Source organism: Sphingopyxis panaciterrae (genome assembly GCF_011762125.1).
GTDB lineage: Bacteria > Pseudomonadota > Alphaproteobacteria > Sphingomonadales > Sphingomonadaceae > Sphingopyxis > Sphingopyxis panaciterrae.
In genome coordinates, this window is sequence record NZ_JAASQN010000006.1 from 70,110 (window position 1) to 92,899 (window position 22,790).

Here is a 22,790-nt window from a genome sequence, read left to right on the forward strand (position 1 = left end):
GTGGGAGAGCTTGATTCATGGCACGTATCGCAATCGTCACCGGCGGCAGCCGCGGCATCGGGGAAGCCATTTCGCTGAAGCTGCAGGAACGGGGCGTCACCGTCGTCGCCAACTATGGCGGCAATGACGAAAGGGCGCGCGAATTTACCGAACGGACCGGCATCGCGGCCAGGAAATGGGACGTCGGCGACCATCAGGCGTGCCTCGACAGCTGCGCCCGCATCGCCGAGGAATTCGGCCCCATCGACATCGTCGTCAACAACGCCGGCATCACCCGCGACGGCACCCTCGCGCGGATGAGCTATGACGATTGGGACGACGTCATGCGCGTCAACCTCGGCGGCTGCTTCAACATGGCGAAGGCGACCTTCGGCGGCATGGTCGAACGCGGCTGGGGCCGCATCGTCAACATCGGCTCGATCAACGGGCAGGCTGGCCAATATGGCCAGGTCAACTATGCCGCCGCCAAATCGGGGATCCACGGCTTCACCAAGGCGCTGGCGCAGGAAGGCGCCAGGAAGGGCGTCACGGTGAACGCGATCGCGCCGGGCTATATCGACACCGACATGGTCGCCGCGGTGCCCGCGCCGGTGCTCGAAAAGATCGTCGCCAAGATCCCGGTCGGCCGCCTCGGCCAGGCCGACGAAATCGCGCGCGGGGTTGCTTTCCTGTGCAGCGAGGACGCGGGGTTCGTGACCGGATCGACGATGTCGATCAATGGCGGACAGCATATGTACTGACGGTGGCGGGCGCGTAACGAAGGCGCTCGCAATGTGACGACAAGTTAGGCGCCGGGGCGGGGTGCGGACCGCCTTCGATACGGCGGTCCATTTCTCGCTGGCGTTGAGCGACCGGAACGCCTTGCCGGTGGCGTTCCTAAAGCCGATCACGCTCCACACCCCCTTCCCGTCGCGGCCAACCGGGTCTAGGGAGACCCGCATATCCTGCCAAAAGGGGGAAAGACTGCGCATGAACACCATCATCATCCGCGAGGACGATCTCGTCGAAACGATCGCCGACGCGCTCCAGTACATCAGCTATTTCCACCCGATGGACTATATCCGTGCGCTCGCCGCCGCGTACGAACGCGAAGTGTCGCCTGCCGCGAAGGACGCGATGGCGCAGATCCTCTCGAACAGCCGCATGTGCGCCGAGGGGCACCGCCCGATCTGCCAGGACACGGGCATTGTCACCGTCTTTATCAAATGGGGCATGGACTGCCGCCTCGACAGCCCGCGCAGCTTGCAGCAGGTGGTCGATGAGGGCGTGCGCCGCGCCTATCTCCACCCCGAAAACAAGCTGCGCGCCTCGATCCTCGCCGATCCCGCATTCAGCCGTGTGAACACCAAGGACAACACCCCGTCGGTCCTCAACGTAGAGATGGTCCCGGGTAGCAAGGTCGTGATCGACGTCGCCGCGAAGGGCGGCGGCAGCGAGAACAAGTCGAAGTTCAAGATGATGAACCCGTCGGATTCGATCGTCGACTGGGTGCTCGAAATGGTGCCGCAGATGGGCGCCGGCTGGTGCCCGCCCGGCATGCTCGGCATCGGCATCGGCGGCACCGCCGAAAAGGCGATGCTGCTCGCCAAACAGTCGCTGATGGACCCGATCGACATGACCGAACTGCTCGCGCGCGGCCCGAGCAATCCGACCGAGGAACTGCGCATCGAGCTGTATGAAAAGGTCAATGCGCTCGGCATCGGTGCGCAGGGGCTCGGCGGCCTTGCCACCGTGCTCGACATCAAGATCGCCGACTGGCCGACGCATGCCGCGTCAAAGCCCGTCGCGATGATCCCGAACTGCGCCGCGACACGCCACGCGCATGTCACGCTCGACGGCAGCGGCCCGGCCTTCCTCGAACCGCCCGTCCTCGCAGATTATCCGCAGATCGACTGGACACCTGACAAGGCGGCGATCCGGGTCGATCTGGACACGCTGACTCCTGAAGTGGTTGCAAGCTGGAAACAGGGCGACCGCATCCTTCTCAATGGCAAGATGCTCACCGGCCGCGACGCCGCGCACAAGCGGATCGCCGACATGCTGGCGAAGGGTGAGGAACTGCCCGTCGAGTTCAAGGGCCGCGTCATCTATTATGTCGGTCCGGTCGATCCGGTGGCTGAGGAAATCGTCGGCCCGGCGGGCCCGACGACCGCGACGCGCATGGACAAGTTCATGGACATGATGCTCGAACAGGGCCTGCTCGCCTGCGTCGGCAAAGCCGAACGCGGCCCCGCCGCGACGCAATCGATCGCCAAGCACAAGAGCGCCTATCTGATGGCGGTCGGCGGCGCGGCTTACCTCGTGGCGCGCGCCATCAAAGGAAGCAAGGTCGTCGGCTTCGCCGACCTCGGCATGGAAGCGATCTATGAATTCGAGGTCCAGGACTTCCCGGTGACGGTGGCGGTCGACAGCGAAGGCCAGAACGTCCACGTCAACGCCCCCGCGCTGTGGCAGAAGCGGATCAAGGACGAAGGGCTGCTGGAGAAGGCGTGAGGCTTTCCTTGTAAGGAGCGCTCTTACAGGGTTGTAACTTTGAGCGCTGATATGCAGCGCATTAGTCAAAGAGTCCCATCAAAAAGGGACCGAACAAAATGCGCGACGAAAACGGCAATCGTGATGAACCCCTACGGCTAAAATACTGCAGCCAGCGGAATCGCAAGCTGCGCTTTCAACTTTATCCGTCACCCCGGCGAAGGCCGGGGTCTCGCCCTCACGGCCAGAAACATCCGAACCGGCGAGATCCCGGCCTTCGCCGGGATGACGATGTGGGGTAGGTTCGGGCGATGCGCCAACCCTGCGTTTACATCCTCACCAATCGCAATAACCACTTATTCTACGTGGGCGTCACCAGCGACATCGCCGTGCGGATGACGCAGCATCGCGCCGGAACTGGCTCGGCACATTGCCAGCGCTACAACATCCGCAAACTTGTCTATGTCGAATTCCACGCGACGATGTACGAAGCCATCACGCGCGAGAAAGCTCTGAAGGAGTGGCATCGCGACTGGAAGCGACGGTTGATTGGCGAGAGCAATCCAGAGTGGAGTGACCTGTTCGATACGCTGCTCGGATAGTGCAAAAATCTCCACAGCATTTCGCCACCTTCACTTTTCTGTCACCCCGGCGAAGGCCGGGGTCTCAATCTAACGGCCAGAACCTCCGCGCCGGCGAGATCCCGGCCTTCGCCGGGATGACATCATCTAAGTCCCCGACAGCCCCGCCCCAAGACAAACTCAGCCTCAGCCATAGGCATTGTCGCGTTGCCTTCCGCGCCCGCGCGTTCGAAAACGCCCCCCAATTCCAAATCATAAGGGGGACGCCAGATGGACTTTCGCGACTTCGATCGACTGAACCGCCGCGACATCATTCGCGGGGGCGCGATGCTGGGGGCGGGCGCCGCCTTCATCCAGCCGCTGCCGCTCTTCGCGCAGGCGGGATCGCTCGGCGATATCCGCAAAGCCGCCGCCGCCGGCAAGGAAGCGTCGATCAAGCGCATCCGCGACTGGGTCGCCCTTCCGTCGATCGCGGCCGAGGACCGCAACATGCCCGAGGGCGCGAAATATTTCGCAGAACTCGCGAAGGATGCGGGCTTTACCCACGTCGAAGTGGTGCCGACCGACGGTCATCCGGGCGTCTTCGCCACCCTCGATGTCGGCGCGCCGCGCACGCTCGGCCTCTACCTCATGTACGACGTCAAGCAGTACGACCCCGCCGAATGGTCGTCGCCGCCGCTCGAAGGCAAGATGGTCGAACGCAAGAATCTCGGGCTGACGATGGTCGGGCGCGGCAGCGCGAACCACAAGGGCCCCGAGGGCACCTTCCTCGCCGCGATGCACGCGATCCGCGCCGCGGGACGCAAGCTGCCCGTCAACCTTGTCCTGATCTGCGAAGGCGAGGAAGAGATTGGTTCGCCGCATTTCCGCCAGCTCGTCACCAAGCCCAATGTCCTCGCCGCGCTCCAGAAATGCGATGGCGTCTTCATGCCCACCGCGATGCAGGACATGGACGGCGGCGCGACGATCGAACTCGGTGCCAAGGGCATCATCGAACTCGAACTGGTCGCGAGCGGCGAGAAATGGGGACGCGGGCCGAAGAAGGACGTGCACAGCAGCCTGAAGGCGATCATCGATTCGCCGGCCTGGCGGCTGGTGCAAGCGCTCCAGACGCTCGTCACCCCAGACGGCAACACCCCGGCGATCGACGGCTGGTTCGAAAATGTCCGCAAGCTGACCGAGCGCGAAAAGGCCATGATCCGCGACGCGATCAAAACCACCAACGAAGCGCAGATGAAGGACGATCTGGGGGTCACCCACTGGATCGACAATCTCTCGCTCGAGGATGCAATGGTCCGGCTGATGCAGGAACCGACGGTCAATATCGAAGGGCTGGTCGCGGGCTATACCGGCCCCGGCGGCAAGACGGTGCTGCCCGGCCGCGCGGTCGCCAAGCTCGACCTGCGCCTCGTCCCCAACCAGACGCGCGCCGAAGCGACGCAAAAGCTGCGCGCCCACCTCGACAAACGCGGCTTCAACGACGTCGAGGTGAACATCTCGGGCGGCTATGATCCGACCGAAACCGACGAAAACAGCAGCCTGATCCGCGCCGAAATCGCGACCTATAAAAAGCTCGGCATCCGGCCGAACCTCAGCGTCCGCCTCGCAGGAAGCTGGCCCGGCGGCACCTTCACCCAGCCGCCGGTATCGGTTCCGGTCGGCCGTTTCGGGCTCAGCACCGGCGGCAACGCGCACGCCCCCGACGAATATTATCTGATCGATTCGATCAATCCGAAGGTTGCGGGGCTCGTCGATTCGACGATGGGCTATGTCGAATTCCTCTACACGCTCGCGGCGGTCAAATAGCATAGCGGCGGTGCGCGAGGGGCTTGCGCCGGCCGGGCTTTCGTTCATTCTCCGTGTCACCCGACCCGGAGAATGACGCCGGCCCATGCCAGAAGCCATCGACCTTTATTCGCCCCATGCGCCCGAACAGATCGCGCGCACGCTCAAGCGGATCATGGACGACCCGATGCCGGGCGCGAAGGCCCGCGTCTTCGGCAAGGGCAGCGAGCGCGACATGACGCTGCGCTACCGCCAGCGCAATTCGCGCACCAATATGGAGCCCGTGCTCACCGCCGCCATGGACTCGTACAAGGGCGGCACGCGGATCACCGGCACCTTCGGCACGCCGCCGGGGGCGCGCTACTTCCCCTATATCTGGGTCGGCTTCCTGTCCTTGTTCGTCATCGGCGGCATCCTCGCCTTTATCTATATCCCCGGCGCCGGGTTGTTCGCGACCTTCTTCGCCGGCATCCCGCTCCTGATGATCTTCGCCGGCCTCGCCGCCTTTCGCGCCCAGCCCGCCCCGGAAGAAGACAAGGCGAAGATTCTCGCCTTCCTCGCCCGCGAAATCGACGCGCGTCCGCTCACGTAACGGTAAGTCCCCGCCACGCGCTTGCGTTTCCTAACGGGATCGGCACATTGCTTCGCATATGAACCAGGCAGGGGACGCACGATGGAATTCCATGATTTGAACCGCTTGAACCGCCGCGACGTCATGCGCGGCACCGCGATGCTGGGCGCCGGCGCCGCCTTCATGCAACCGTTGCCGCTGCTCGCCCAATCGGGATCGATGGCGGATATCCGCAAGGCCGCCGAAGCGGGCAAGGACGCATCGATCAAGCGCATCCGCGACTGGATCGCCCTTCCCTCGATCGCCGCCGAGAACCGCAACATGGCCGAAGGCGCCGCCTATATGGCCGAGCTGGCAAGGGATGCGGGCTTCACCAATGTCGAGATCGTGCCGACCGACGGCCATCCCGGCGTGTTCGGGACGATCGACGCCGGCGCCAAGCGCACGCTCGGCATTTATTTCATGTACGACGTCAAACAGTTCGACCCGGCTGAATGGTCGTCGCCGCCCCTCGAGGGCAAGATGGTCGACCGCCCCGGCTTCGGCCAGTCGATCATGGGCCGCGGCGCGGTGAACCAGAAGGGCCCCGAGGCGACCTTCCTCGCCGCGCTCCACGCGATCCGCGCCGCCGGGCGGGGGCTGCCGGTCAACATCGTCCTCGTCTGCGAGGGCGAGGAAGAAATCGGATCGCCGCATTTCCGCCAGATCGCGACCAAGCCCAATATCCTCGCCGCACTCAAGAAATGCGACGGCATCTTCATCCCGATGTCGGGGCAGGACAGCAGCGGCAATGTCGCGGTCAATCTGGGATCGAAGGGGATCATCGAACTCGAACTCGTCGCCAGCGGCGAGAAATGGGGCCGCGGGCCGAAGAAGGATGTGCATTCGAGCCTGAAGGCGATGGTCGATTCGCCCGCATGGCGGCTGGTGCAGGCCTTGCAGACGCTGGTGACCCCCGATGGCAACAAGCCGGCGATCGAGGGCTGGTTCGAAAATGTCCGCCCGCTGACCGAACGCGAGAAGACATTGATCCGCGAAGCGGCGAAGGCCGACAACGACGAAGCACAGATGAAGGCGGCGCTCGGAGTCACCCACTGGATCGACAATCTGTCGTACGACGACGCGCTGATCCGCCTGGCGCAGGAACCGACGGTCAATATCGAGGGGCTGGTCGCGGGCTATACCGGCCCTGGCGGCAAGACGGTGCTGCCCGGCCGCGCGGTCGCCAAGCTCGACCTGCGCCTCGTCCCCAACCAGACGCGCGCCGAGGCCGAGAAGAAGCTGCGCGCGCATCTCGACAAACATGGCTTCACCGATGTCGAGATGAACGTGTCGGGTGGCTATGACCCGACCGAGGTCGACGAAAAGAGCAGCCTCGTCCGCGCCGAACTGGCGACCTACAAGCGGCTTGGCGTGCACGCGAGCCTCAATGCGCGGATGGCGGGAAGCTGGCCCGGCGCGACCTTCACCGCACCGCCGGTGTCGATCCCCGCGGGGCATTTCGGCATCGGCCATGGTTCGGGCGCGCACGCCCCCGACGAATATTATCTGATCGATTCGACGAACCCGAAGGTTGCGGGGCTCGTTGACGCGACGATCGGCTATGCCGAATTCCTCTACACGCTCGCCGCGATCAAATAGGGAGCCATCCTTGGCGGGAGATCGTTAGATTGACGCCGGCCGCGCCGCCGCCAACGGATTTGGCGGCTATTTCCTAACCCTTTTGTCATCCCGGGCTTGACCCGGGATCCCGCTTTTTGGAGGCGCCAGCCGTTTTCGAGATCAAGCGGGACCCCGGATCAAGTCCGGGGTGACGATGAATGGAACGGCAACTAACGGCCGGACACAGCCACCACCCCTTAGGGTCAGGACCCATTAATTGCAGGTTCGAGGTTTGAAGCGATTTTGCTCAGGGCGAGGAGGCAAGGTGTAGAAATATGTCGATATTTCAAGACTTTCGGACGACGCCATGCGCAAAATCGGTCAAATCGCGAAGCGACGTCGAACCTGCAATCAATGGGTCCTGACCCTAAAACCCGTACACCAAAGTAAAGCGCGTCAGCGTATCGACCTTTTCGATCCCCGGCGGCGGATTGGTGTCGAGTTCGGCCGAATAGGCGAGGCGCGCCGACAGGGCGCCGGTCAGCTTGGCGCTGAGCGCGGTCAGCGAACTCGCCGCGGTATTGCGTTCGCCGACGGTGGTCGATGCGACCTGCGTCAGCCGCAGGGCGGGCGACAATTGCCACCCGAAATCGACCCCCGCCAGCCCGGTCAATTCGCTATCGGTAGGGCCCCTCAGATAATCGGTATACCGCCAGGTCGGCCCGCCTTTCAGGCTGAGCGACATCGTCTTCTTGTCGATCAGTTTGTAACCGAGACCGCCCGACACATTCCATCGCGTGTCATAACCAAGGATGCGATCCTGCTCCCAGCGGGTCAGGCCATAGACGAAGGCGCGGTCGCTGACCTTATATTGCGGCTCGACCTCGACCAGGAAACGCTCGACCGAGGTGCGCCCGTTCGTCCGCTGATAGTCGGCCTGCGCGCGGAACCGATGGTTCCAGTCCAATCCCTTGCGCGCGAGGGCAAGCCCGGCGCTCAGCCCCCTCGAACTGGTGTTGCCGCTGGCCAGCGTCGCGCCGATCTGGCCTTCGCCTTTCCAGTTCTGCCAGATTTTCGCGGCCGCCAGTTTCGCGCGGGCCGCGGCCGCCGCCTCGTCCTTCAGCCGCTGCCGTTCGGCGCGATAGGCGACGACCCGCGCGTCGATGTCCGCCGCCAGGTCGGGGCTGGCGGCCTTCGCCAGCTTGGCCACTGCCTCGACATCGCCATCCTTGCCGCTCGCCATCGCGGCGGCGAGCATGTCGCGCACCGGGTCGGGCGCCGCCGCCGGCGGCTGCGCGCTTTGATAATAAGCCACCATCGCGTTGATTTCGCGCAGACTGCCGGGATTGGTCATCCGGGAGAGTTTGAGCACCGCTTCGACTTCGACATCCTCGCCGCCCGCGAAGGCGGCGTCGATCATCGCGCGCACCGCATCGGGCAGCGGCGGGTCGGACGGCATCAGCATCGTCGGAATGGGATTGACCATCAGCGGATCGACCAGCGCGGGATTGGGCTGCGACGGATCGGCCGGCTCCTGCGACGCAAGCGCCGGCTGGGCGGTGAAGGCAAACGGCAGGCAAAGCACGGCCAGGCGGGGGAGAGGTCTCACCGAAGATGTCCTTCTCTGGGGGGCAGGATCGGGTTCGTTCGAACGTCGGGCGCGACCTGTTGCCGCTGCGAGTGCCTTATAACCCCAAAGAGACTGGCATTTCCACCCCGCCTGCCCCATTTGCAAACCCATGTACATCGCGCTCTTCGCCATTTTCTGCGCCGGCATCGGCAATTTCGCGATGCACCGCGCGTTCATGGAAAGTGACGATCCGCTCGTACAGCAGATGGTGAAACCGATGGCCGACAGGGTTGGTCCCAACATCACCTACGTCTTCGAATATCTGCTGCTGGTCGGCGCGATGGCGATCGCGACGCGGAACTGGTTCACCGCGCTGATGGTCTATGGCCTTTATACCATCTTCAACGCGATGGCGTTCAGTTGGGTGATGAACCGGCCGAAATGACGCCCGCGCGCCACACGGGCCCGCTGATCGCCAGTCCCTGACCCTTCAGCCGGTCGAGCACGCCGTCCTTTTCGGCCAGCACCCGCAACGGAACGACGGCCAGCGTGACCCCGGGCTGCGCCGCGGCATCGTTGATCGCCCCGACCCATTGCTGACGGATCGCGGCGCCGAAGCCGTCGTTGGTCCACGGCCAGCAGCGCCCCAGCGCTTCCTCGAGCGGATTGGCCATCACCGCCGGCACATCGAATTCGGTCCACGCCCGGCCGCGGTCGGTCACGACATCGCCCCCCGCCTCTGTCGCCGCCATCGCCGCGTCGAGGCATGCGATATGCGTTTCGGGCGGCGCGGCGAACAGATTGTCGAGCATATCCTCGCCGCGCACCTCACCGACGGGCTGCGTCGGTATCTTCGACTGGCGCGCCGCCTTGCGCACGACGTCGGACGCGTCGTCGGCGGTGTCCTTGTTGAACGCCAGCCGCTTCGACAGCAGGTCGAACGCCGTCATCAGGAAATTCGAACGCGCATAATCCTGATCGAACCGCGTTTCGAGCGCGCGCAGCCGCTGCATCTGGCGCGCGTCGAGATAGTCGGCGGCGACATGCCCCTTCGGCAATTTGGTCAGCGCCCCGCCCTTGAAGATCAGCCGCAATATGTCGCCGGGCGAGACCTTCGCCTTGGTGCCGAGGATGACGCGCTGCGCGCGGTCGGTCGCGCCTTCCAGCCGTTCGGGGCGCCATGGCGTCGCCTTGGGCACCTCGGCGATCTCGCCGACGAGGATGACGACACCGGCCTTCGTCGGGATCGTCCACATCGGCGCGCCCGACCGGCGCGCGGTGACGACGATCTCGTCGCTCGCGTCCGCTGCGGGCGTCTCTGCCGCAGCCGCACCGGCAGGCGGCATGGTCGCCGTCGCGGCGGCAAGCATCAAGGCTTGGATCAGGCTCATGCGACCCCGTGGTACCACCACACCCCGTCGCGATCCTCGCGCTGCACGCGGCCTTCGACCTCGAGCCGCTTCAGATGCGCGAGCGCTTCGCCCGTCGCCATGCCGAGTTGTTCGGGGCCGATCGGCCGGTTGAACAGCAGGGGAAAGCTTTCGACCGCGCGCATCGGCGCCTTTGCGATCGCTTCGGCCAGATTATAAAGCCGCATGCGATGCTCGTCGCGCAGCGCCATCAACCGCACGTGGAGACCCTTGAACGGTTCGCCATGCGCAGGGCAGACGGTGACATCGCCGGGCACGGCGCCCAGCAGCTTGTCGATCGATTCGAGCCATTCGCCCAGCGGATCGGCATCGGGTTCGGTGATGTTGATCGATACGTTCGAACTGATCCGCGGCAGCACCTGGTCGCCCGACACCAGCACGCCCTCGCGCTCGTTCCACAGGCACGCATGCTCGGGGCTATGTCCCGACCCGACGACGACACGCCACCGGTGCGCGCCCATGTCGAGCACGTCGCCGTCCTTGATCCGCACATAGGATCGCGGCAGCGGATAGGTTACCAGGCCGAAGCGGCCCCAGCCGCCGTTTTTCTGCGCCTCTATCTGCTCTTCGTTCCAGCCCGCGGCGCGCGACTGGACCAGCGCCTCGTCGGGCACGGTCTCGCTCGCGTCGCCGACGATCATCCGCGCGGTCAGCATCTCGCCGCGCGTCATCCACAGCTGGACGCCCTTCTTCTTCGCGATCCATCCCGCCAGGCCGATATGGTCGGGGTGCAGGTGCGTGCCAATAACGCGCGTGACCGGCACATCCTTGAGCGCCCCGGCATAAAGGGCCTTCCATGCGTCCGAACAGATGGTCAGGCAGACGCCGGTGTCGACGACCGCGACGCCCTCGCCGCCATCCTCGGCGGTATCGTCCAAAAGCCAGCTGTTGATATGGCCAAGCGACCCCGGCATCGGGATGCGCGCCCAGCTGATCCCGTTCGCGATGCGGATCGTCTCGCCCGCCCCCGGCGCGGCATCGCCCCACGGATAGGTGAGCCCGGCGCGGCTTGTCGCGGTAAAGCTGTCGTCCTGCGTCAACGAAGCGTCCGGCGAGCCGCTGGCCGCCGGAATATCATCCTCGTCGCCGCTTGCCATGCGTCAGGCTTCGCCGTCGGCTTCTTCGGCGGCGCGCGCTTCGGCGGCGGCGCTGCGTTCGGCGCGCAATTCTTCGAGCAGCGCTTCGCGGTCGCCTTCGAAACGGCTGTCCTCGGGCGCCTTGATGCCCGCCTTCTTCGCCGCCTTGGCGACGAGCGCGTCGAGTTCGCGCTGCGAGCAGAGGCCCAGCGTCACCGGATCCTTGGGCACGATGTTGGCGCTGTTCCAGTGGCTGCGGTCGCGGATCGCGCCGATCGTGTTGCGCGTCGTGCCGATCAGCTTGCCGATCGCGCCGTCCGACACTTCGGGGTGGTTCTTCAGGATCCACGCGATGCCGTCGGGCTTGTCCTGGCGCTTGCTGACCGGCGTATAGCGCGGGCCGCGGGTGCGGCGGATCGTGTCCTGCGCCTGCTTGCTCATCTTGAGCTTGTAATTGGGGTCCTTCTGACCCTTTTCGATTTCGTCCATCGACAGTTCGTGCGCGCGCACCGGATCGCGGCCGGTATATTTGGTCGCGGCGGTCTCGTCGGCGATCGCCTGGACCTCGAGGATGTGGATGCCGCAATATTCGGCGATCTGGACAAAGGTGAGGCCGGTGTTATCGACCAGCCAGGCGGCGGTCGCGTGCGGCATCAGCGGGGTGGCATCGACATTGGCCATGGCTGGTTTCTCCAAGCGGAAATGAAAGGGCCGCCCCTCGCGGGGCGGCCGAATATGGTGGGCGCTGTAAACCGGATTGCCCATTGCGGCAAGGCCCCAGCGCTTCGCTCGCCCGCCGGACTTCATACCCCCTAGGCAATCACCGATATATCGTATACTAAATTCGATATATAAGACGAAAGCCGCCAGGCCGGCTCGAAACACGGGAAAGGTGAGGACGATGACGATCAGCAGGCGCGATATCATTCGGGGCGGCGGCGCGATGGCGGCGTTCGCGTGGGCCCTCCCCGCGCTCGGCAAGGCGACGGACGTCGCACCGCTGATGAAAGACGCCGACGCGCTTTATCAGGAAGCGATCGTCATCGACATGCTGTGCGACGAATATCGCGACGCCAGCGGGCTCGAGCAGATCAAGCAGAGCGGGCTCACCACGATGAGCACCACGCTCGGCGTGCGGCGGCCCGAAAGCCCGCGCGGCAGCTATATGATGAACGGCTTCACCCGCGACAACGGCATCGCCGACTGCGTGGCGTGGAACAAGTTCATCGCAGAGAACAGCACGATCATCGCCCCGGCGCGCTCGGCCGCCGACATCCGCGCCGCCAAGGCAGCGGGCAAGACGTCGGTGATGCTCAACTTCCAGAACGCGCCGATCGACGGCGAGCTGGACAATATCGACATGTTCCACGGCCTTGGCATCCGCACGATGCAGGTCACCTATAATGAACGCAACCTGCTCGGCGACGGATCGACCGAACGCACCAATGCCGGGCTCAGCGACTTCGGCATCGCCGCGGTGCACCGGATGAACGAGGTCGGCATTCTCGTCGATTCGTCGCATTCGGGCGCCCAGACGACGATGGACGCGATCACCTATTCGAAGCGCCCGCCGATCATCTCGCATTCCAACTGTGCGGCGCTCAACGAGCATCCGCGCACCAAGTCGGACGAGATCATTCGCGCGCTGGCAAAGAAGGGCGGCGTGATGGGACTGACCACGGTCAACACGATGGTGAAGCGCGAATTCCCGGTGACGATGGAGGATTGGCTGGATCACGTCGACCATATCGTCAAGCTGGTCGGCGTCGACCATGTCGGCTTCGGCACCGACACGCTGATCCGCGGCTGGCCGACCGACCCGAAGCAGAAGCAGGAATTCCTCGACGCCTATGGCGAACCCTATTTCAAGTCGAGCTACCGCTTCCGCTATCCGTTCGGCACCGAGGGCATGAACGATGCGAAGAAATGGCGCTACGCCACCGCCGGCCTGATCAAGCGCGGTTACAAGGAAGCCGATATCCTGAAGATCCTCGGCGGCAACTGGCTGCGCATCATCGCCGACGTCGTCGGCTGATAGGAGAGACGATGTATTGGGAATATCTGACGATCCAGAACGCCGTGGACGACAGCGAACTGAACAAGCTGGGAGCCGAAGGCTGGGAGCTTGTCGCCGTCGTCTCCCCTGCGCATTTCGTGCTTCATTATTTTTTCAAGCGCGCAATACGATCCTGATCGCGCCGCGCGCCGCGCAGGGGCAGGTTCGCGGATATTTCGGGATGCCGCCGATCGAGATCAGATCGTCAGCACGATCTTCCCGACATGGTCGCCCGCCTGCATCCGTGCGTGCGCGGCGCTCGCTTCGGCGAGCGCGAAGCTCTGGTCCATCGCGGGCTTCCACGCGCCTTCCGAGAGACGCGGCCACAGCGTCCGGTGAATCTCGTCGGCAAGCGCGGCCTTGAAGTCGGCGCTACGCGCGCGCAGCGTCGATCCGGTCATCGTCAGACGGCGGCGCATCAGCTGCGAAATATCGATCTCGACCTTCGCCCCGCGCTGGAAGGCGATGGTGACGTGGCGCCCGTCGTCGGCAAGGCAAGCGAGATTGCGCGGCACATAATCGCCGCCGACCATGTCGAGCACCGCATCGACGCCGCGGCCGCCGGTGAAGCTCTTCACCGCCTCGACATAATCCTCGGCCGAATAATCGATGGCCAGATCGGCCCCCAGCGCGCGCGCCGCGTCGCATTTATCGGCGCTGCCGCAGGTGACGATGATCTTGATGTCGAACAATTTGCACAGCCCGATCGCCGTCGTCCCGATACCGCTGGTGCCGCCATGGACGAGCACCGTCTCGCCCTCGAGCACCCAGGCGCGCTCGAACAGATTATGCCACACGGTGAAGATCGTTTCGGGCAGCGCCGCCGCCTCGGCCATCGAAAAGCCCTTCGGCACCGGCAGGCAGCTTCCCGCCGGCGCGACGCAATATTCGGCATAGCCGCCGCCCGCGACGAGCGCGCAGACCGCCTGCCCCAGATGCTCGCTGTCGCCGCCCGGCCCGACCGCGACGATTGTCCCCGCAACCTCCAGCCCCGGCAGGTCCGACGCCCCCGGCGGCGGCGGATAAAAGCCCATGCGCTGCAGCACGTCGGGGCGATTGACCCCCGCCGCCGCCACGCGGATCAAGAACTCGCCCGGCCCCGGCTGCGGCACCGGCCGCTCCACCGGCTGCAATACCTCGGGTCCCCCGGCCTCGCTTATCGCGATGGCGGTCATGCTGGTCGGCACGCTGGTCACGCTAAATCCCCCACTTTCCACGCCAAAGTCCGGCGCTGGTCCCTCGGCACGCCTTATTGACAGTGCAAGGCCGCGGGTCAACAGTCGCGCAGCTTCAAATCAGGGCCAGGACCGGACCGACTGGCGAGAGAGGATACGCCATGGACGATGACGACCTTCCCCGCCGCCGCGACGATGTGCTCGCGGCACTGACCCGGCAGCCGCTCGATCCGTTGTCGGTCGACGAACTGGGCGAACGCATTGCGGTGCTGGAAGCCGAGATCGAACGCGTCAAGGCGCACCGGGCGGCCGCGTCGAGCCACAAGGCGGTCGCCGAGGCGTTGTTCAAAAAGGGGTAGGCGGGCGGGTTCCGGCTGGGAGCGGATGCTGGCCAAATAATCGTCGCCCCCGCGCAGGCGGGGGCCGCCATCGGCCTAGCACAAGGTTGCCAGCGGCCCCCGCCTGCGCGGGGGCGACGCGATCTTGACACGCCGCCCCATCAACCTCAATGCCCCATGTCAGCCGCCGACGCCGCCTGCGCCCCCGGCCTGGGCGGGCGCAGCAGCATGACCAGCGGCACCGACGCCAGCGTGATCCACATCATCAGCCAGAAATCGTCGATATAGGCGACCATTGCCGCCTGCCGGTTGATCTCGGCATTGACCATCGCCAGCGCCGTGTCGCCGACGATGCCGAAACGGTCGGCGGTCGACGGGTCGAGCAGGCTGACCGAAGAGTTGGTGATATGCTGGGCCAGATCCGCGTGGCTCGTCTGGGTGTTCACGCCGAGCAGCGTGGTGACGACCGAAATGCCGACCGAGGCCCCGACGCTGCGGAACAGGTTGAGCAGGCTCGACCCGTCGGTGCGATATTGCGGCGGGATCGTCGCAAAGGCCATGGTGTTCAATGGAATGAAGATCAGCCCCATGCCGACCCCCTGCACCAGCCCGCTGACCACCACCGGCCAGCTGCCCATCATCAGCGACCAATGGCTCATCTGCCACAGCGAGTAGGCGGCGACGATCAGCCCGGTGCCGACCATCCAGCGGGCATCGATCTTGCCGAGCAACTGACCCGCGACCCACATGCTCAGCAGGATGCCGACGCCGCGCACCGCAAGCACCAGCCCGGTGTCGATCACCGGCCAGTCGAACAGCCGCTGCAACATCGGCGGCAGCAGCGCCATCGACGAGAACATGACGACGCCGATCACGATCATGAATCCCATCGCGGTGACGAGATTGCGGTCGTTCAGCATCGCGCGGTTGAACAGCGGCGCGCGCGCGGTCAGCAGATGGATGATGAACATCCACAGGCAGGCAAGGCACAGGCCGAGTTCGATCCAGATTTCGATGCTGTTGAACCAGTCCTGATTCGCCCCGCGATCGAGCATCAGCTGCAGCGCCGCGAGCCCCAGCGCGAGCATCGAAAAGCCGAACAGGTCGAACCGGCGGCGCGTCGTTTTTGTCGCGGGAAGCAACGCCCACATCATCGCCAGCGTCAACAGGCCGACGGGGAGGTTGACGTAAAAGACCCAGCGCCAGTTCGCCTGCTCGGTCAGCCAGCCGCCGAGGATCGGTCCGAGGATCGGCCCGACCATGATCCCCATGCCCCAGATCGACATGGCGCGCGCATGGCGTTCGGGCGGGTTGATATCGAGCATCACCGACTGCGATAGCGGCCCGATGAAGGCGGCGCTGATCCCTTGCAGAAAGCGGAACGCCACCATTTCTTCCAGATTTTGCGCGGCACCGCACGCCATCGACGCGATAATGAACCCCGCGACCGCAGCGAGGAACAGCTGGCGGCGCCCGATCCGGTCGGCCAGCCAGCCGGTGATCGGCATCGCGACGGCGCTCGCGATGATATAGCTGGTGAGCACCCAGTTCACCGTCTCGCTCGTCGCGCCCAGCGACGATTGCATATGCGGAATGGCGACGTTGGCGATCGTCGTGTCGAGGATCTGCATCACCGACGCGCCCATCACGGCGACGGTCAGCAGCCCCCGGTAACGCACGCGTTCGTGCAAGGGGACACTGTCGTCCTCGGGCAGCGCGGCGGCAGCGGAACGGCGGGAAAAGGCGCGGGTTGCCATGGCTCAGGCAATGACGAGTTGTTGGTTCGTCAAAGTCACCCTATTTCCCCGCCACCGGCCCGCCATCGGTAAACACCCGCACGTCGGCGGACAGCCCGGCGATCATTTCGCGCGACGGCGTTTCATCGAAGGCGATGCGCACGGGCACGCGCTGCGTCACCTTGACCCAGTTACCGGTGGCGTTCTGCGCCGGCAGCACCGAAAATTCGCTGCCGGTGCCCGCGCCGATCGTCAGCACATGGCCGCGCACCTTCAGCCCCGGATAGGCGTCGAAGCCGATTTCGGCACGCTGGCCGACGCGCATATTGGCAAGGTCGGTTTCCTTGAAATTCGCCTCGACCCACGGATGCGCGGTGTCGACCAGCGTCACCGCGGGCAGGCCCTGGACCATCATCTGCCCGATCTGCAGCCGGTCCGACTGCGCGACGCGGCCGGCGCTCGGCGCGCGCACTTCGGTACGGCCCAGATTGACCTCGGCCTGCGCGCGCTGGACGCGCGCCGCCTCGACCTGGGGATTGATCCCGCTCGACGGCCCGGCCGCCAGTTTCGTGCGCGCTTCGGTGGCGGCGGCTTCCGCCTGACGGACGCTCTCGCGCGCTTGGGCGAGCGCGTGGCGCGACGCATCATAGGCGGCCTTGGTCGTGAAACCCTTTTCCATCAGCGCCGCCTGCCGGTCGAAGGTCACTTGCGCAAATTTGACGTCCTCGCGCGCCGCGGCGATATCGACGCTCGACGTGTTCGCGCTCGCCGACAGATTGCCGACCTCGACCTCGGCCGCGTCGATCGCGGCGCTCGCCTGGGCGACGGTCAGCGCATAGGGTTCGCCGTCGATGCGGAACAGCAATTGCCCCGCCTTGACGATCTGGCCGTCGCGCACGGCAACTTCGGTGATCCGCCCGCCAACTTCGGCGGCCACCGACACCTTGTCCATCTGGACATAGGCATTGTCGGTCGACACCGATCCGCCGCTGGTCAGCCAATAATATCCGCCCGCGGCGATCAGCACCAGCGGCACGCTGAACATCAGCAGGCGGGTTCGCCATTTCGGCGCCTCTTTCGCCGCGGGTTCGGGCGCGACACCCGTCTGGACGGGCGGCACCGGATCCGCCTTCGGCGCCGGCTTCGGCGGCTTCGCTTCTTCGGCGGCGGGACGGTCGGGAGAAATCTGATCCATCATATGGGCTCTTTTTGGTTTTTTGGGCACATGCGCCGGGACAGGTTGGTGCGGACGCGTTCGACGAGCCGTGCCAGTTCGTCGCGTTCGGCGTCGCTCAACCCTTCGGTAGCTTCGGCGACGACCGCCTTCGCCGTCTGGCGCAGATTATCGAGCAAGGGCTCGGCCTGCGCGGTCAGGTGAAGCTGCCATGCGCGGCGGTCGGTGGGGTCGGCGCGGCGCTCGACCAGCCCCGATTCCTCGAGCCGGTCGATCATCCGCGATAAGGTGATCGGCTCGACCTCGATCAGTTCGGCGAGCGGCCCCTGCCGGATGCCGGGATAACGCGCCAGATAGGTCAGCACGCGCGACTGCAGCGCGGTGATCCCGCTGTCGCGCGTGCGCGCGTTGAAGGCGCGACGGAACATCCGCGCCGTGTCGTTCAGCAGGAAGCCGATCGTCTCGCTCATGGCATGCGATATAATAGCAATTGCTACTATGGACAAGCCACGCTGCGTGGCACCTTCGACAACTTCCACTTCGGCGCAAAAACATCGCGGCAACGCTTGCGCCCGATGCTCTTTTTTGGGCAGGATGCCGCCATGAGTCTCGCCGCAGACCTGTTCTGGTCGTTCCGCTCGCCCTATTCCTATCTCGCGATCGGCCGCTACCGCGCCCTCGCGGCGAGCCACGATGTCGTCATCAACCTGCGCCCCGTCTATCCGCTGGCGATTCGCCAGCCCGACTTCTTCGAACGCAACCACCCCAATTGGCTGAGTTACACGATGCGCGACATGATCCGCGTCGCGCAGTTTCACGGCATCCCGTTCGGCCCGCCGCGCCCCGACCCGATCGTCCAGGATTTCACCACCCGCGCGATCGCCGCCGAACAGCCCTATATCCACCGGCTAACGCGCATGGGACAGGCAGCGGCGCGGCGCGGCAAGGGCCTCGCCTTCGCGCATGAGGTCGCCCAGCTCATCTGGGGCGGGGCGCAGGACTGGCATCTCGGCGATCATCTCGCGGGCGCCGCGAAACGGGCGGGGCTCGACCTCGCCATACTCGACGCTGAAGCCGAGGCGGATGCGGCCGCGCTCGATACCGAACTCGCCGCCAACCAGGTGGCGCTCGAGATCGCCGGGCATTGGGGCGTGCCGACGTTGGTGTTCGACGGCGAGCCCTTTTTCGGGCAGGACCGGATCGAGATGGCGCGCTGGCGGATGGAACAGAAGGGGCTGCAGCCGCGCTGATCGGCCTTGCCCAACCCGGCGCCAAAGGCGCATAGGCCGCGCATGACGATCGAACCGCAATTTTTCGAAGCGCGCGACGGCGTGCGCCTCGCCTGGCGCGAGATGGGGCCCGAAACGGGCAACCGCCGCCCGCTGGTGCTGCTCCACGGCCTGTTTTCGAGCGCCGAGGTCAACTGGATCAAATTCGGCACGGCGGCGCGCATCGCGGCGGCGGGGCACCGCGTGATCATGCCCGACCTGCGCGTCCATGGATCAAGCGCAGCACCGCACGAGCCCGAAAATTACCCGCCCGACGTGCTGGTACACGACCTGGAAGATCTGGTCGCGCATCTGGGGCTGACCGACTTCGATCTCGGCGGCTTCTCGCTCGGCGCACGGACGAGCGTCCGCGCGGTGGTCGCGGGCATGCGGCCGCGGCGGCTGATATTGGGCGGCATGGGGCTCGCGGGACTGGCCGGCTGGCAGCGGCGCGGACAATTCTTCCAGCGCGTCATCGCCGAATATGAAACGGCGAAGCGCGGCGACGATACCTGGCTGTCGATCCAGTTCATGAAGACGATGAAGGTCGACCGCGTCGCGGCGTCGCTGCTGCTCGACAGCTTCACCGATACGACCCCCGACATGCTCGCCGCGCTGACGATGCCGGTGCTGCTCGTCTGCGGTGACAAGGACCAGGATAATGGATCGGCCGAAGAACTGGCCGCGGCGCTGCCCGATGCGCGGCTGGTGACGATCCCCGGCACGCATATGTCGAGCGTGACCGAGCCCGAGCTGGGCGAAGCGATCGTTGCATTTGTGACCGCTTGACCCGGCCGCGACGGCGGTTCAGATTGCCCGCCATCGCGCCACAGAGCGCCATCGAAAATCAGAGGACGCACCCCCATGAAAGCCATGATTTCAACGCTATCGCTTGCCCTGTCGCTCGCGGTTGCCGGCCCCGCTTTCGCCCAGGCGCAGAAGGACGCCCCGGCCGCCAAAGCGGCAAAGCCGACCGCGGCCGACGCCGACGCCTTCATCGCTGCCGCCGAAAAGGACCTGTTCGACTATACGGTCGAGGGCAGCCAGGTGAATTGGGTCAACGCGACCTATATCACCGAGGATACCGACGCGATGGCGGCACGGATCAACGCGGTCGGCACCGAAAAGTCGGTCAAATATGCCCTTGAGGCGGCGAAGTACAAGGATGTCGCGGGCCTCAGCCCCGACACCAGGCGCAAGCTCGACATCCTGCGCACCGGGCTTGTCCTGCCCGCGCCGACGAAGCCCGGCGCCGCGACCGAACTCAACAACATCGCGACCAGCCTCCAATCGCAATATGGCAAGGGCCGCGGCACGCTGAACGGCAAGGAAATCTCGGGATCGGACATCGAGGCCGAGATGGGCGACCTCAAGAACACGCCCGCGCAGTTCGCCGAAATGTGGACGAGCTGGCACGACAAGGTCGGCGCGCCGATGAAGGACGACTATGCGAAGATGGTCGGCATCGCCAACGAAGGCGCGAAGGAACTGGGCTTTGCGAACACCGGCGCGATGTGGCGGTCGGGCTACGACATGTCGCCCGAGGATTTCGCGAAGACCACCGAACGCCTGTGGCAGGAAGTAAAGCCGCTCTATCTCGCGCTCCACACCTATGTGCGCTGGAAACTGAACGAGAAATATGGCGATGCGGTCCAGCCCAAGACCGGGCCGATCCGCGCCGACCTGCTCGGCAATATGTGGGCGCAGGAATGGGGCAATATCTATCCGCTCGTCACGCCCGCGGGGTCGGGCGACCTCGGCTATGACGTTGGCGACCTCTTGACGGCACAGGGCAAGAAGCCGCTCGACATGGTCAAGGCCGGCGAGAATTTCTATTCGTCGCTCGGCATGGCGCCGCTGCCCGAAACCTTCTGGAAGCGCAGCCAGTTCGTGAAGCCCGCCGACCGCGAGGTCATCTGCCACGCCTCGGCGTGGGATATCGACAATAAGGATGATATCCGCATCAAGATGTGCATCAAGGTGAATGCCGACGATTTCGTCACCATCCACCACGAGCTGGGGCATAATTATTACCAGCGCGCGTATAACAAGCAGCCGTTCCTGTACCTCAACGGCGCCAATGACGGCTTCCACGAGGCGATCGGCGATTTCGTCGCGCTGTCGATCACCCCGCAATATCTGGTCGACATCGGCCTGCTCGACAAGGCGAAGGTGCCGAGCGCCGACAAGGACATCGGCCTGCTGCTGCGCCAGGCGATGGACAAGGTCGCCTTCCTGCCGTTCGGCCTGCTCGTCGACCGCTGGCGCTGGGGCGTCTTCGACGGCACGATCAAGCCCGCCGACTACAACAAGGCGTGGACGCAGCTTCGCCTGCAATATCAGGGCATCACCCCGCCCGCCGAGCGCCCCGCGAACGCCTTCGATGCCGGCGCCAAGTTCCACATCCCGGGCAACACCCCCTACACCCGTTACTTCCTCGCGCGCATCCTGCAGTTCCAGTTCTACGAGGCGGCGTGCAAGCAGGCGGGCTGGACCGGGCCGCTCCACCGCTGTTCCTTCTATGGCAACAAGGAGGTCGGCGCGAAGCTGAACGCGATGCTCGAAATGGGCGCGTCGAAGCCGTGGCCCGAGGCGCTCGAAGCCTTCACCGGCAATCGCGAGATGTCGGGCAAGGCGATGGCCGACTATTTCGCGCCGCTGAAGGCGTGGCTCGACGAGCAGAACAAGGGCAAGCCGCAAGGGTGGTGAGCGCGCCCCGACGGTTCGGCGGCGCCCGGTTACGGAGGCTGCGGCCCCGTCGAAATGTCGGCTTTCGGCCGGGAGCTGACATTTCCATCTTCGTCACCCCGGACCTGATCCGGGGTCCCGCTTGATTTCCAAAACAGCGGGTGGCCTCAAAAAGCGGGATCCCGGGTCAAGCCCGGATGACGAAGGGAGAGGGTGCGGGAAACGGGCCGGAAGCAACCATAATGCTGTGTATCCCGGGAAAGCCGGGGCCCAGAGCCTATTTACGCAAGGCCAGCTTTCTAACGCCCTGGGCCCCGGCTTTTACCGGGGTACACAAAAGGTCGCGAACGTCCGCTTCACACCCCAATATCGACGCAGTCCTAACCCTCCGAACGCGTCTCGGCCGACCGTTTGAACCGCGCGAGCTTCGCGGTTGCCGCGGCGGCGTGCGGGCCGATCCAGCGGTCGTGGATATCCTGGATCGGCATGGCATTGAGGTGGTTCCAGCGCTCGCGGCCGCGGCGTTCGGCGATGATCAGGCCTGCATCCTCCAGCACCTTCAGATGCTGCATGACCGTGCAGCGGTCGAGATGCATGAAGTTGCCGCACAGCGTGCCCGTCGTGAGCGGCTGATCCTTGAGCGTGTCGAGGATCTGGCGGCGGACATGCGAAGCCAAAGCCTTGAAAATCTTGTCATATTCTTCGTGGATTGACATGTTATAAATATATAACATAATGGCAGGGAATCAAGTGGAGAGTGTCATGGAGCTGAAATTTCGAGTCGCGGCGCGGATCGCGAAGCCGGTGCATGAGGTGTTCGAGGCGGTCGCCGATCCCGCGAAGCTGTCCCGTTATTTCACCACCGGCGGCGCGCAGGGGCGGCTGGAAACGGGCGCGACGGTGACATGGGATTTCCACGATTTTCCCGGCGCCTTTCCGGTCTGGGTGATCGAGGTGGTGGATGATGAGAAGATTGTCCTCGAATGGCAGGCGAACGAAGGCGAGGCGCCGAATGTCGAGGGCGGCGAGCTGAAGGATGCCGCTTATCGCACGCGGGTGACGATGAGCTTCAAGGGCCTCGACGACGGCCGCACGCTGGTCGAGATCGCCGAGGAAGGCTGGCGCGAAAATCAGGGCGCGCTCGGCGCGTCCTACGGCAATTGCCAAGGCTGGTCGCAAATGCTGTGCGCGCTCAAGGCGTGGACCGAATATGGCATCAACCTGCGCGAAGGCATGTATCGATAGCCACGCCGCCGTCGGTCGGCGAA

Annotated in this window: 23 protein-coding genes; 14 read left to right on the plus strand and 9 right to left on the minus strand. The window is 64.9% G+C overall.

Annotated features, from left to right (window positions below; genetic code table 11):
* The first annotated feature begins 17 nt into the window (after positions 1-17).
* The 6 genes from phbB to FHR22_RS18390 all read left to right on the plus strand — a co-directional run bounded on the left by phbB (position 18) and on the right by FHR22_RS18390 (position 7,050).
* Complete coding sequence (gene phbB / locus FHR22_RS18365) at positions 18-740, plus strand: acetoacetyl-CoA reductase (protein ID WP_166945143.1); 723 nt, start codon at positions 18-20, stop codon at positions 738-740.
* Between the two features lie 229 nt (positions 741-969).
* Positions 970-2,493: a fumarate hydratase gene (locus FHR22_RS18370; RefSeq protein ID WP_166945144.1), complete on the plus strand. Its 1,524-nt coding sequence runs from the start codon at positions 970-972 to the stop codon at positions 2,491-2,493.
* A 290-nt stretch (positions 2,494-2,783) separates the two neighbouring features.
* Entirely contained in the window at positions 2,784-3,074 is a 291-nt protein-coding gene (locus FHR22_RS18375) for a GIY-YIG nuclease family protein (RefSeq protein WP_166945145.1), read from the plus strand.
* A 249-nt stretch (positions 3,075-3,323) separates the two neighbouring features.
* The gene (locus FHR22_RS18380) at positions 3,324-4,859 is read left to right on the plus strand and encodes a M20/M25/M40 family metallo-hydrolase (RefSeq protein WP_166945146.1); all 1,536 of its coding nucleotides are present in this window, start codon (positions 3,324-3,326) and stop codon (positions 4,857-4,859) included.
* Between the two features lie 85 nt (positions 4,860-4,944).
* Positions 4,945-5,430 (plus strand): hypothetical protein, encoded by a 486-nt coding sequence (locus FHR22_RS18385; protein WP_166945147.1) that lies wholly within the window; start codon positions 4,945-4,947, stop codon positions 5,428-5,430.
* A gap of 123 nt (positions 5,431-5,553) precedes the next feature.
* The gene (locus FHR22_RS18390; RefSeq protein WP_425057479.1) at positions 5,554-7,050 is read left to right on the plus strand and encodes a M20/M25/M40 family metallo-hydrolase; all 1,497 of its coding nucleotides are present in this window, start codon (positions 5,554-5,556) and stop codon (positions 7,048-7,050) included.
* Between the two features lie 388 nt (positions 7,051-7,438).
* On the opposite strand, the gene FHR22_RS18395 is transcribed toward FHR22_RS18390, so the two are convergent.
* A complete protein-coding gene (locus tag FHR22_RS18395; protein ID WP_341786852.1) occupies positions 7,439-8,620 on the minus strand; it encodes a DUF481 domain-containing protein in 1,182 nt (393 codons plus the stop codon).
* 130 nt (positions 8,621-8,750) lie between these two features.
* Between FHR22_RS18395 and FHR22_RS18400 the strand changes: the two genes are divergently transcribed.
* A complete protein-coding gene (locus FHR22_RS18400) occupies positions 8,751-9,026 on the plus strand; it encodes a hypothetical protein (RefSeq protein WP_166945149.1) in 276 nt (91 codons plus the stop codon).
* On the opposite strand, the gene FHR22_RS18405 is transcribed toward FHR22_RS18400, so the two are convergent.
* From FHR22_RS18405 to FHR22_RS18415, 3 genes are read right to left on the minus strand one after another with little or no spacing between them, the layout of a single operon-like run.
* Positions 8,998-9,972 carry a TraB/GumN family protein gene (locus tag FHR22_RS18405; RefSeq protein ID WP_243853844.1) on the minus strand — a complete coding sequence of 325 codons (975 nt, stop codon included), beginning with the start codon at positions 9,970-9,972 and terminating at the stop codon, positions 8,998-9,000. The genes FHR22_RS18400 and FHR22_RS18405 overlap by 29 nt on opposite strands.
* Positions 9,969-11,108, minus strand: a complete 1,140-nt coding sequence (locus FHR22_RS18410; protein WP_166945150.1) for an MBL fold metallo-hydrolase — start codon at positions 11,106-11,108, stop codon at positions 9,969-9,971. Before FHR22_RS18410 ends, FHR22_RS18405 begins: the two co-directional genes overlap by 4 nt.
* Positions 11,109-11,111: 3 nt before the next feature.
* A complete protein-coding gene (locus FHR22_RS18415) occupies positions 11,112-11,741 on the minus strand; it encodes a DUF1013 domain-containing protein (RefSeq protein ID WP_166945327.1) in 630 nt (209 codons plus the stop codon).
* Positions 11,742-11,988: 247 nt separating this feature from the next.
* On the opposite strand from FHR22_RS18415, the gene FHR22_RS18420 reads away from it, so the two are divergent.
* Both FHR22_RS18420 and FHR22_RS18425 read left to right on the plus strand, forming a co-directional pair.
* Positions 11,989-13,122: a dipeptidase gene (locus tag FHR22_RS18420; RefSeq protein ID WP_166945151.1), complete on the plus strand. Its 1,134-nt coding sequence runs from the start codon at positions 11,989-11,991 to the stop codon at positions 13,120-13,122.
* An 11-nt stretch (positions 13,123-13,133) separates the two neighbouring features.
* A complete protein-coding gene (locus FHR22_RS18425) occupies positions 13,134-13,280 on the plus strand; it encodes a DUF4177 domain-containing protein (protein ID WP_166945152.1) in 147 nt (48 codons plus the stop codon).
* 60 nt (positions 13,281-13,340) lie between these two features.
* Here FHR22_RS18425 and FHR22_RS18430 read toward each other — a convergent pair whose 3' ends face one another.
* On the minus strand, positions 13,341-14,339 hold the full coding sequence (locus FHR22_RS18430; RefSeq protein WP_341786856.1) for an NAD(P)H-quinone oxidoreductase: 999 nt from the start codon (positions 14,337-14,339) through the stop codon (positions 13,341-13,343).
* 140 nt (positions 14,340-14,479) lie between these two features.
* Here FHR22_RS18430 and FHR22_RS18435 point away from each other — a divergent pair, with 140 nt between their 5' ends.
* The gene (locus FHR22_RS18435) at positions 14,480-14,677 is read left to right on the plus strand and encodes a DUF1192 domain-containing protein (RefSeq protein WP_166945153.1); all 198 of its coding nucleotides are present in this window, start codon (positions 14,480-14,482) and stop codon (positions 14,675-14,677) included.
* Positions 14,678-14,823: 146 nt separating this feature from the next.
* Here the strand turns inward: FHR22_RS18435 and FHR22_RS18440 are convergent, their stop codons facing one another.
* The 3 genes from FHR22_RS18440 to FHR22_RS18450 are packed head-to-tail and all read right to left on the minus strand — an operon-like array spanning position 14,824 to position 18,036.
* Positions 14,824-16,413, minus strand: a complete 1,590-nt coding sequence (locus FHR22_RS18440; protein ID WP_166945154.1) for an MDR family MFS transporter — start codon at positions 16,411-16,413, stop codon at positions 14,824-14,826.
* A gap of 40 nt (positions 16,414-16,453) precedes the next feature.
* Positions 16,454-17,587 carry an HlyD family secretion protein gene (locus FHR22_RS18445; protein WP_166945329.1) on the minus strand — a complete coding sequence of 378 codons (1,134 nt, stop codon included), beginning with the start codon at positions 17,585-17,587 and terminating at the stop codon, positions 16,454-16,456.
* Positions 17,587-18,036 carry a MarR family winged helix-turn-helix transcriptional regulator gene (locus FHR22_RS18450; protein ID WP_166945155.1) on the minus strand — a complete coding sequence of 150 codons (450 nt, stop codon included), beginning with the start codon at positions 18,034-18,036 and terminating at the stop codon, positions 17,587-17,589. Before FHR22_RS18450 ends, FHR22_RS18445 begins: the two co-directional genes overlap by 1 nt.
* Positions 18,037-18,168: 132 nt before the next feature.
* Here FHR22_RS18450 and FHR22_RS18455 point away from each other — a divergent pair, with 132 nt between their 5' ends.
* From FHR22_RS18455 to FHR22_RS18465, 3 genes are all read left to right on the plus strand, one after another.
* Positions 18,169-18,816, plus strand: coding sequence for a 2-hydroxychromene-2-carboxylate isomerase (locus FHR22_RS18455; RefSeq protein ID WP_166945156.1), 648 nt, complete (start codon positions 18,169-18,171; stop codon positions 18,814-18,816).
* 42 nt (positions 18,817-18,858) lie between these two features.
* The gene (locus tag FHR22_RS18460) at positions 18,859-19,623 is read left to right on the plus strand and encodes an alpha/beta fold hydrolase (RefSeq protein ID WP_166945157.1); all 765 of its coding nucleotides are present in this window, start codon (positions 18,859-18,861) and stop codon (positions 19,621-19,623) included.
* 75 nt (positions 19,624-19,698) lie between these two features.
* On the plus strand, positions 19,699-21,543 hold the full coding sequence (locus tag FHR22_RS18465; protein ID WP_166945158.1) for a M2 family metallopeptidase: 1,845 nt from the start codon (positions 19,699-19,701) through the stop codon (positions 21,541-21,543).
* 359 nt (positions 21,544-21,902) lie between these two features.
* Here the strand turns inward: FHR22_RS18465 and FHR22_RS18470 are convergent, their stop codons facing one another.
* Positions 21,903-22,238: an ArsR/SmtB family transcription factor gene (locus tag FHR22_RS18470; RefSeq protein WP_166945159.1), complete on the minus strand. Its 336-nt coding sequence runs from the start codon at positions 22,236-22,238 to the stop codon at positions 21,903-21,905.
* A gap of 46 nt (positions 22,239-22,284) precedes the next feature.
* Between FHR22_RS18470 and FHR22_RS18475 the strand changes: the two genes are divergently transcribed.
* Positions 22,285-22,767 (plus strand): SRPBCC family protein, encoded by a 483-nt coding sequence (locus FHR22_RS18475; RefSeq protein WP_166945160.1) that lies wholly within the window; start codon positions 22,285-22,287, stop codon positions 22,765-22,767.
* The last annotated feature ends 23 nt before the right edge of the window (positions 22,768-22,790 follow it).

Excerpts from the sequence above, each read along its gene's own strand:
- phbB (WP_166945143.1), top strand. The coding sequence starts at position 18 with ATGGCACGTATCGCAATCGTCACCGGCGGCAGCCGCGGCATCGGGGAA.
- FHR22_RS18370 (WP_166945144.1), top strand. The coding sequence starts at position 970 with ATGAACACCATCATCATCCGCGAGGACGATCTCGTCGAAACGATCGCC.
- FHR22_RS18375 (WP_166945145.1), top strand. The coding sequence starts at position 2,784 with ATGCGCCAACCCTGCGTTTACATCCTCACCAATCGCAATAACCACTTA.
- FHR22_RS18380 (WP_166945146.1), top strand. The coding sequence starts at position 3,324 with ATGGACTTTCGCGACTTCGATCGACTGAACCGCCGCGACATCATTCGC.
- FHR22_RS18385 (WP_166945147.1), top strand. The coding sequence starts at position 4,945 with ATGCCAGAAGCCATCGACCTTTATTCGCCCCATGCGCCCGAACAGATC.
- FHR22_RS18390 (WP_425057479.1), top strand. The coding sequence starts at position 5,554 with ATGCGCGGCACCGCGATGCTGGGCGCCGGCGCCGCCTTCATGCAACCG.
- FHR22_RS18400 (WP_166945149.1), top strand. The coding sequence starts at position 8,751 with ATGTACATCGCGCTCTTCGCCATTTTCTGCGCCGGCATCGGCAATTTC.
- FHR22_RS18405 (WP_243853844.1), bottom strand. The coding sequence starts at position 9,972 with ATGAGCCTGATCCAAGCCTTGATGCTTGCCGCCGCGACGGCGACCATG.
- FHR22_RS18410 (WP_166945150.1), bottom strand. The coding sequence starts at position 11,108 with ATGGCAAGCGGCGACGAGGATGATATTCCGGCGGCCAGCGGCTCGCCG.
- FHR22_RS18415 (WP_166945327.1), bottom strand. The coding sequence starts at position 11,741 with ATGCCGCACGCGACCGCCGCCTGGCTGGTCGATAACACCGGCCTCACC.
- FHR22_RS18420 (WP_166945151.1), top strand. The coding sequence starts at position 11,989 with ATGACGATCAGCAGGCGCGATATCATTCGGGGCGGCGGCGCGATGGCG.
- FHR22_RS18425 (WP_166945152.1), top strand. The coding sequence starts at position 13,134 with ATGTATTGGGAATATCTGACGATCCAGAACGCCGTGGACGACAGCGAA.
- FHR22_RS18435 (WP_166945153.1), top strand. The coding sequence starts at position 14,480 with ATGGACGATGACGACCTTCCCCGCCGCCGCGACGATGTGCTCGCGGCA.
- FHR22_RS18440 (WP_166945154.1), bottom strand. The coding sequence starts at position 16,413 with ATGGCAACCCGCGCCTTTTCCCGCCGTTCCGCTGCCGCCGCGCTGCCC.
- FHR22_RS18445 (WP_166945329.1), bottom strand. The coding sequence starts at position 17,587 with ATGGATCAGATTTCTCCCGACCGTCCCGCCGCCGAAGAAGCGAAGCCG.
- FHR22_RS18450 (WP_166945155.1), bottom strand. The coding sequence starts at position 18,036 with ATGAGCGAGACGATCGGCTTCCTGCTGAACGACACGGCGCGGATGTTC.
- FHR22_RS18455 (WP_166945156.1), top strand. The coding sequence starts at position 18,169 with ATGAGTCTCGCCGCAGACCTGTTCTGGTCGTTCCGCTCGCCCTATTCC.
- FHR22_RS18460 (WP_166945157.1), top strand. The coding sequence starts at position 18,859 with ATGACGATCGAACCGCAATTTTTCGAAGCGCGCGACGGCGTGCGCCTC.
- FHR22_RS18465 (WP_166945158.1), top strand. The coding sequence starts at position 19,699 with ATGAAAGCCATGATTTCAACGCTATCGCTTGCCCTGTCGCTCGCGGTT.
- FHR22_RS18470 (WP_166945159.1), bottom strand. The coding sequence starts at position 22,238 with ATGTCAATCCACGAAGAATATGACAAGATTTTCAAGGCTTTGGCTTCG.
- FHR22_RS18475 (WP_166945160.1), top strand. The coding sequence starts at position 22,285 with ATGGAGCTGAAATTTCGAGTCGCGGCGCGGATCGCGAAGCCGGTGCAT.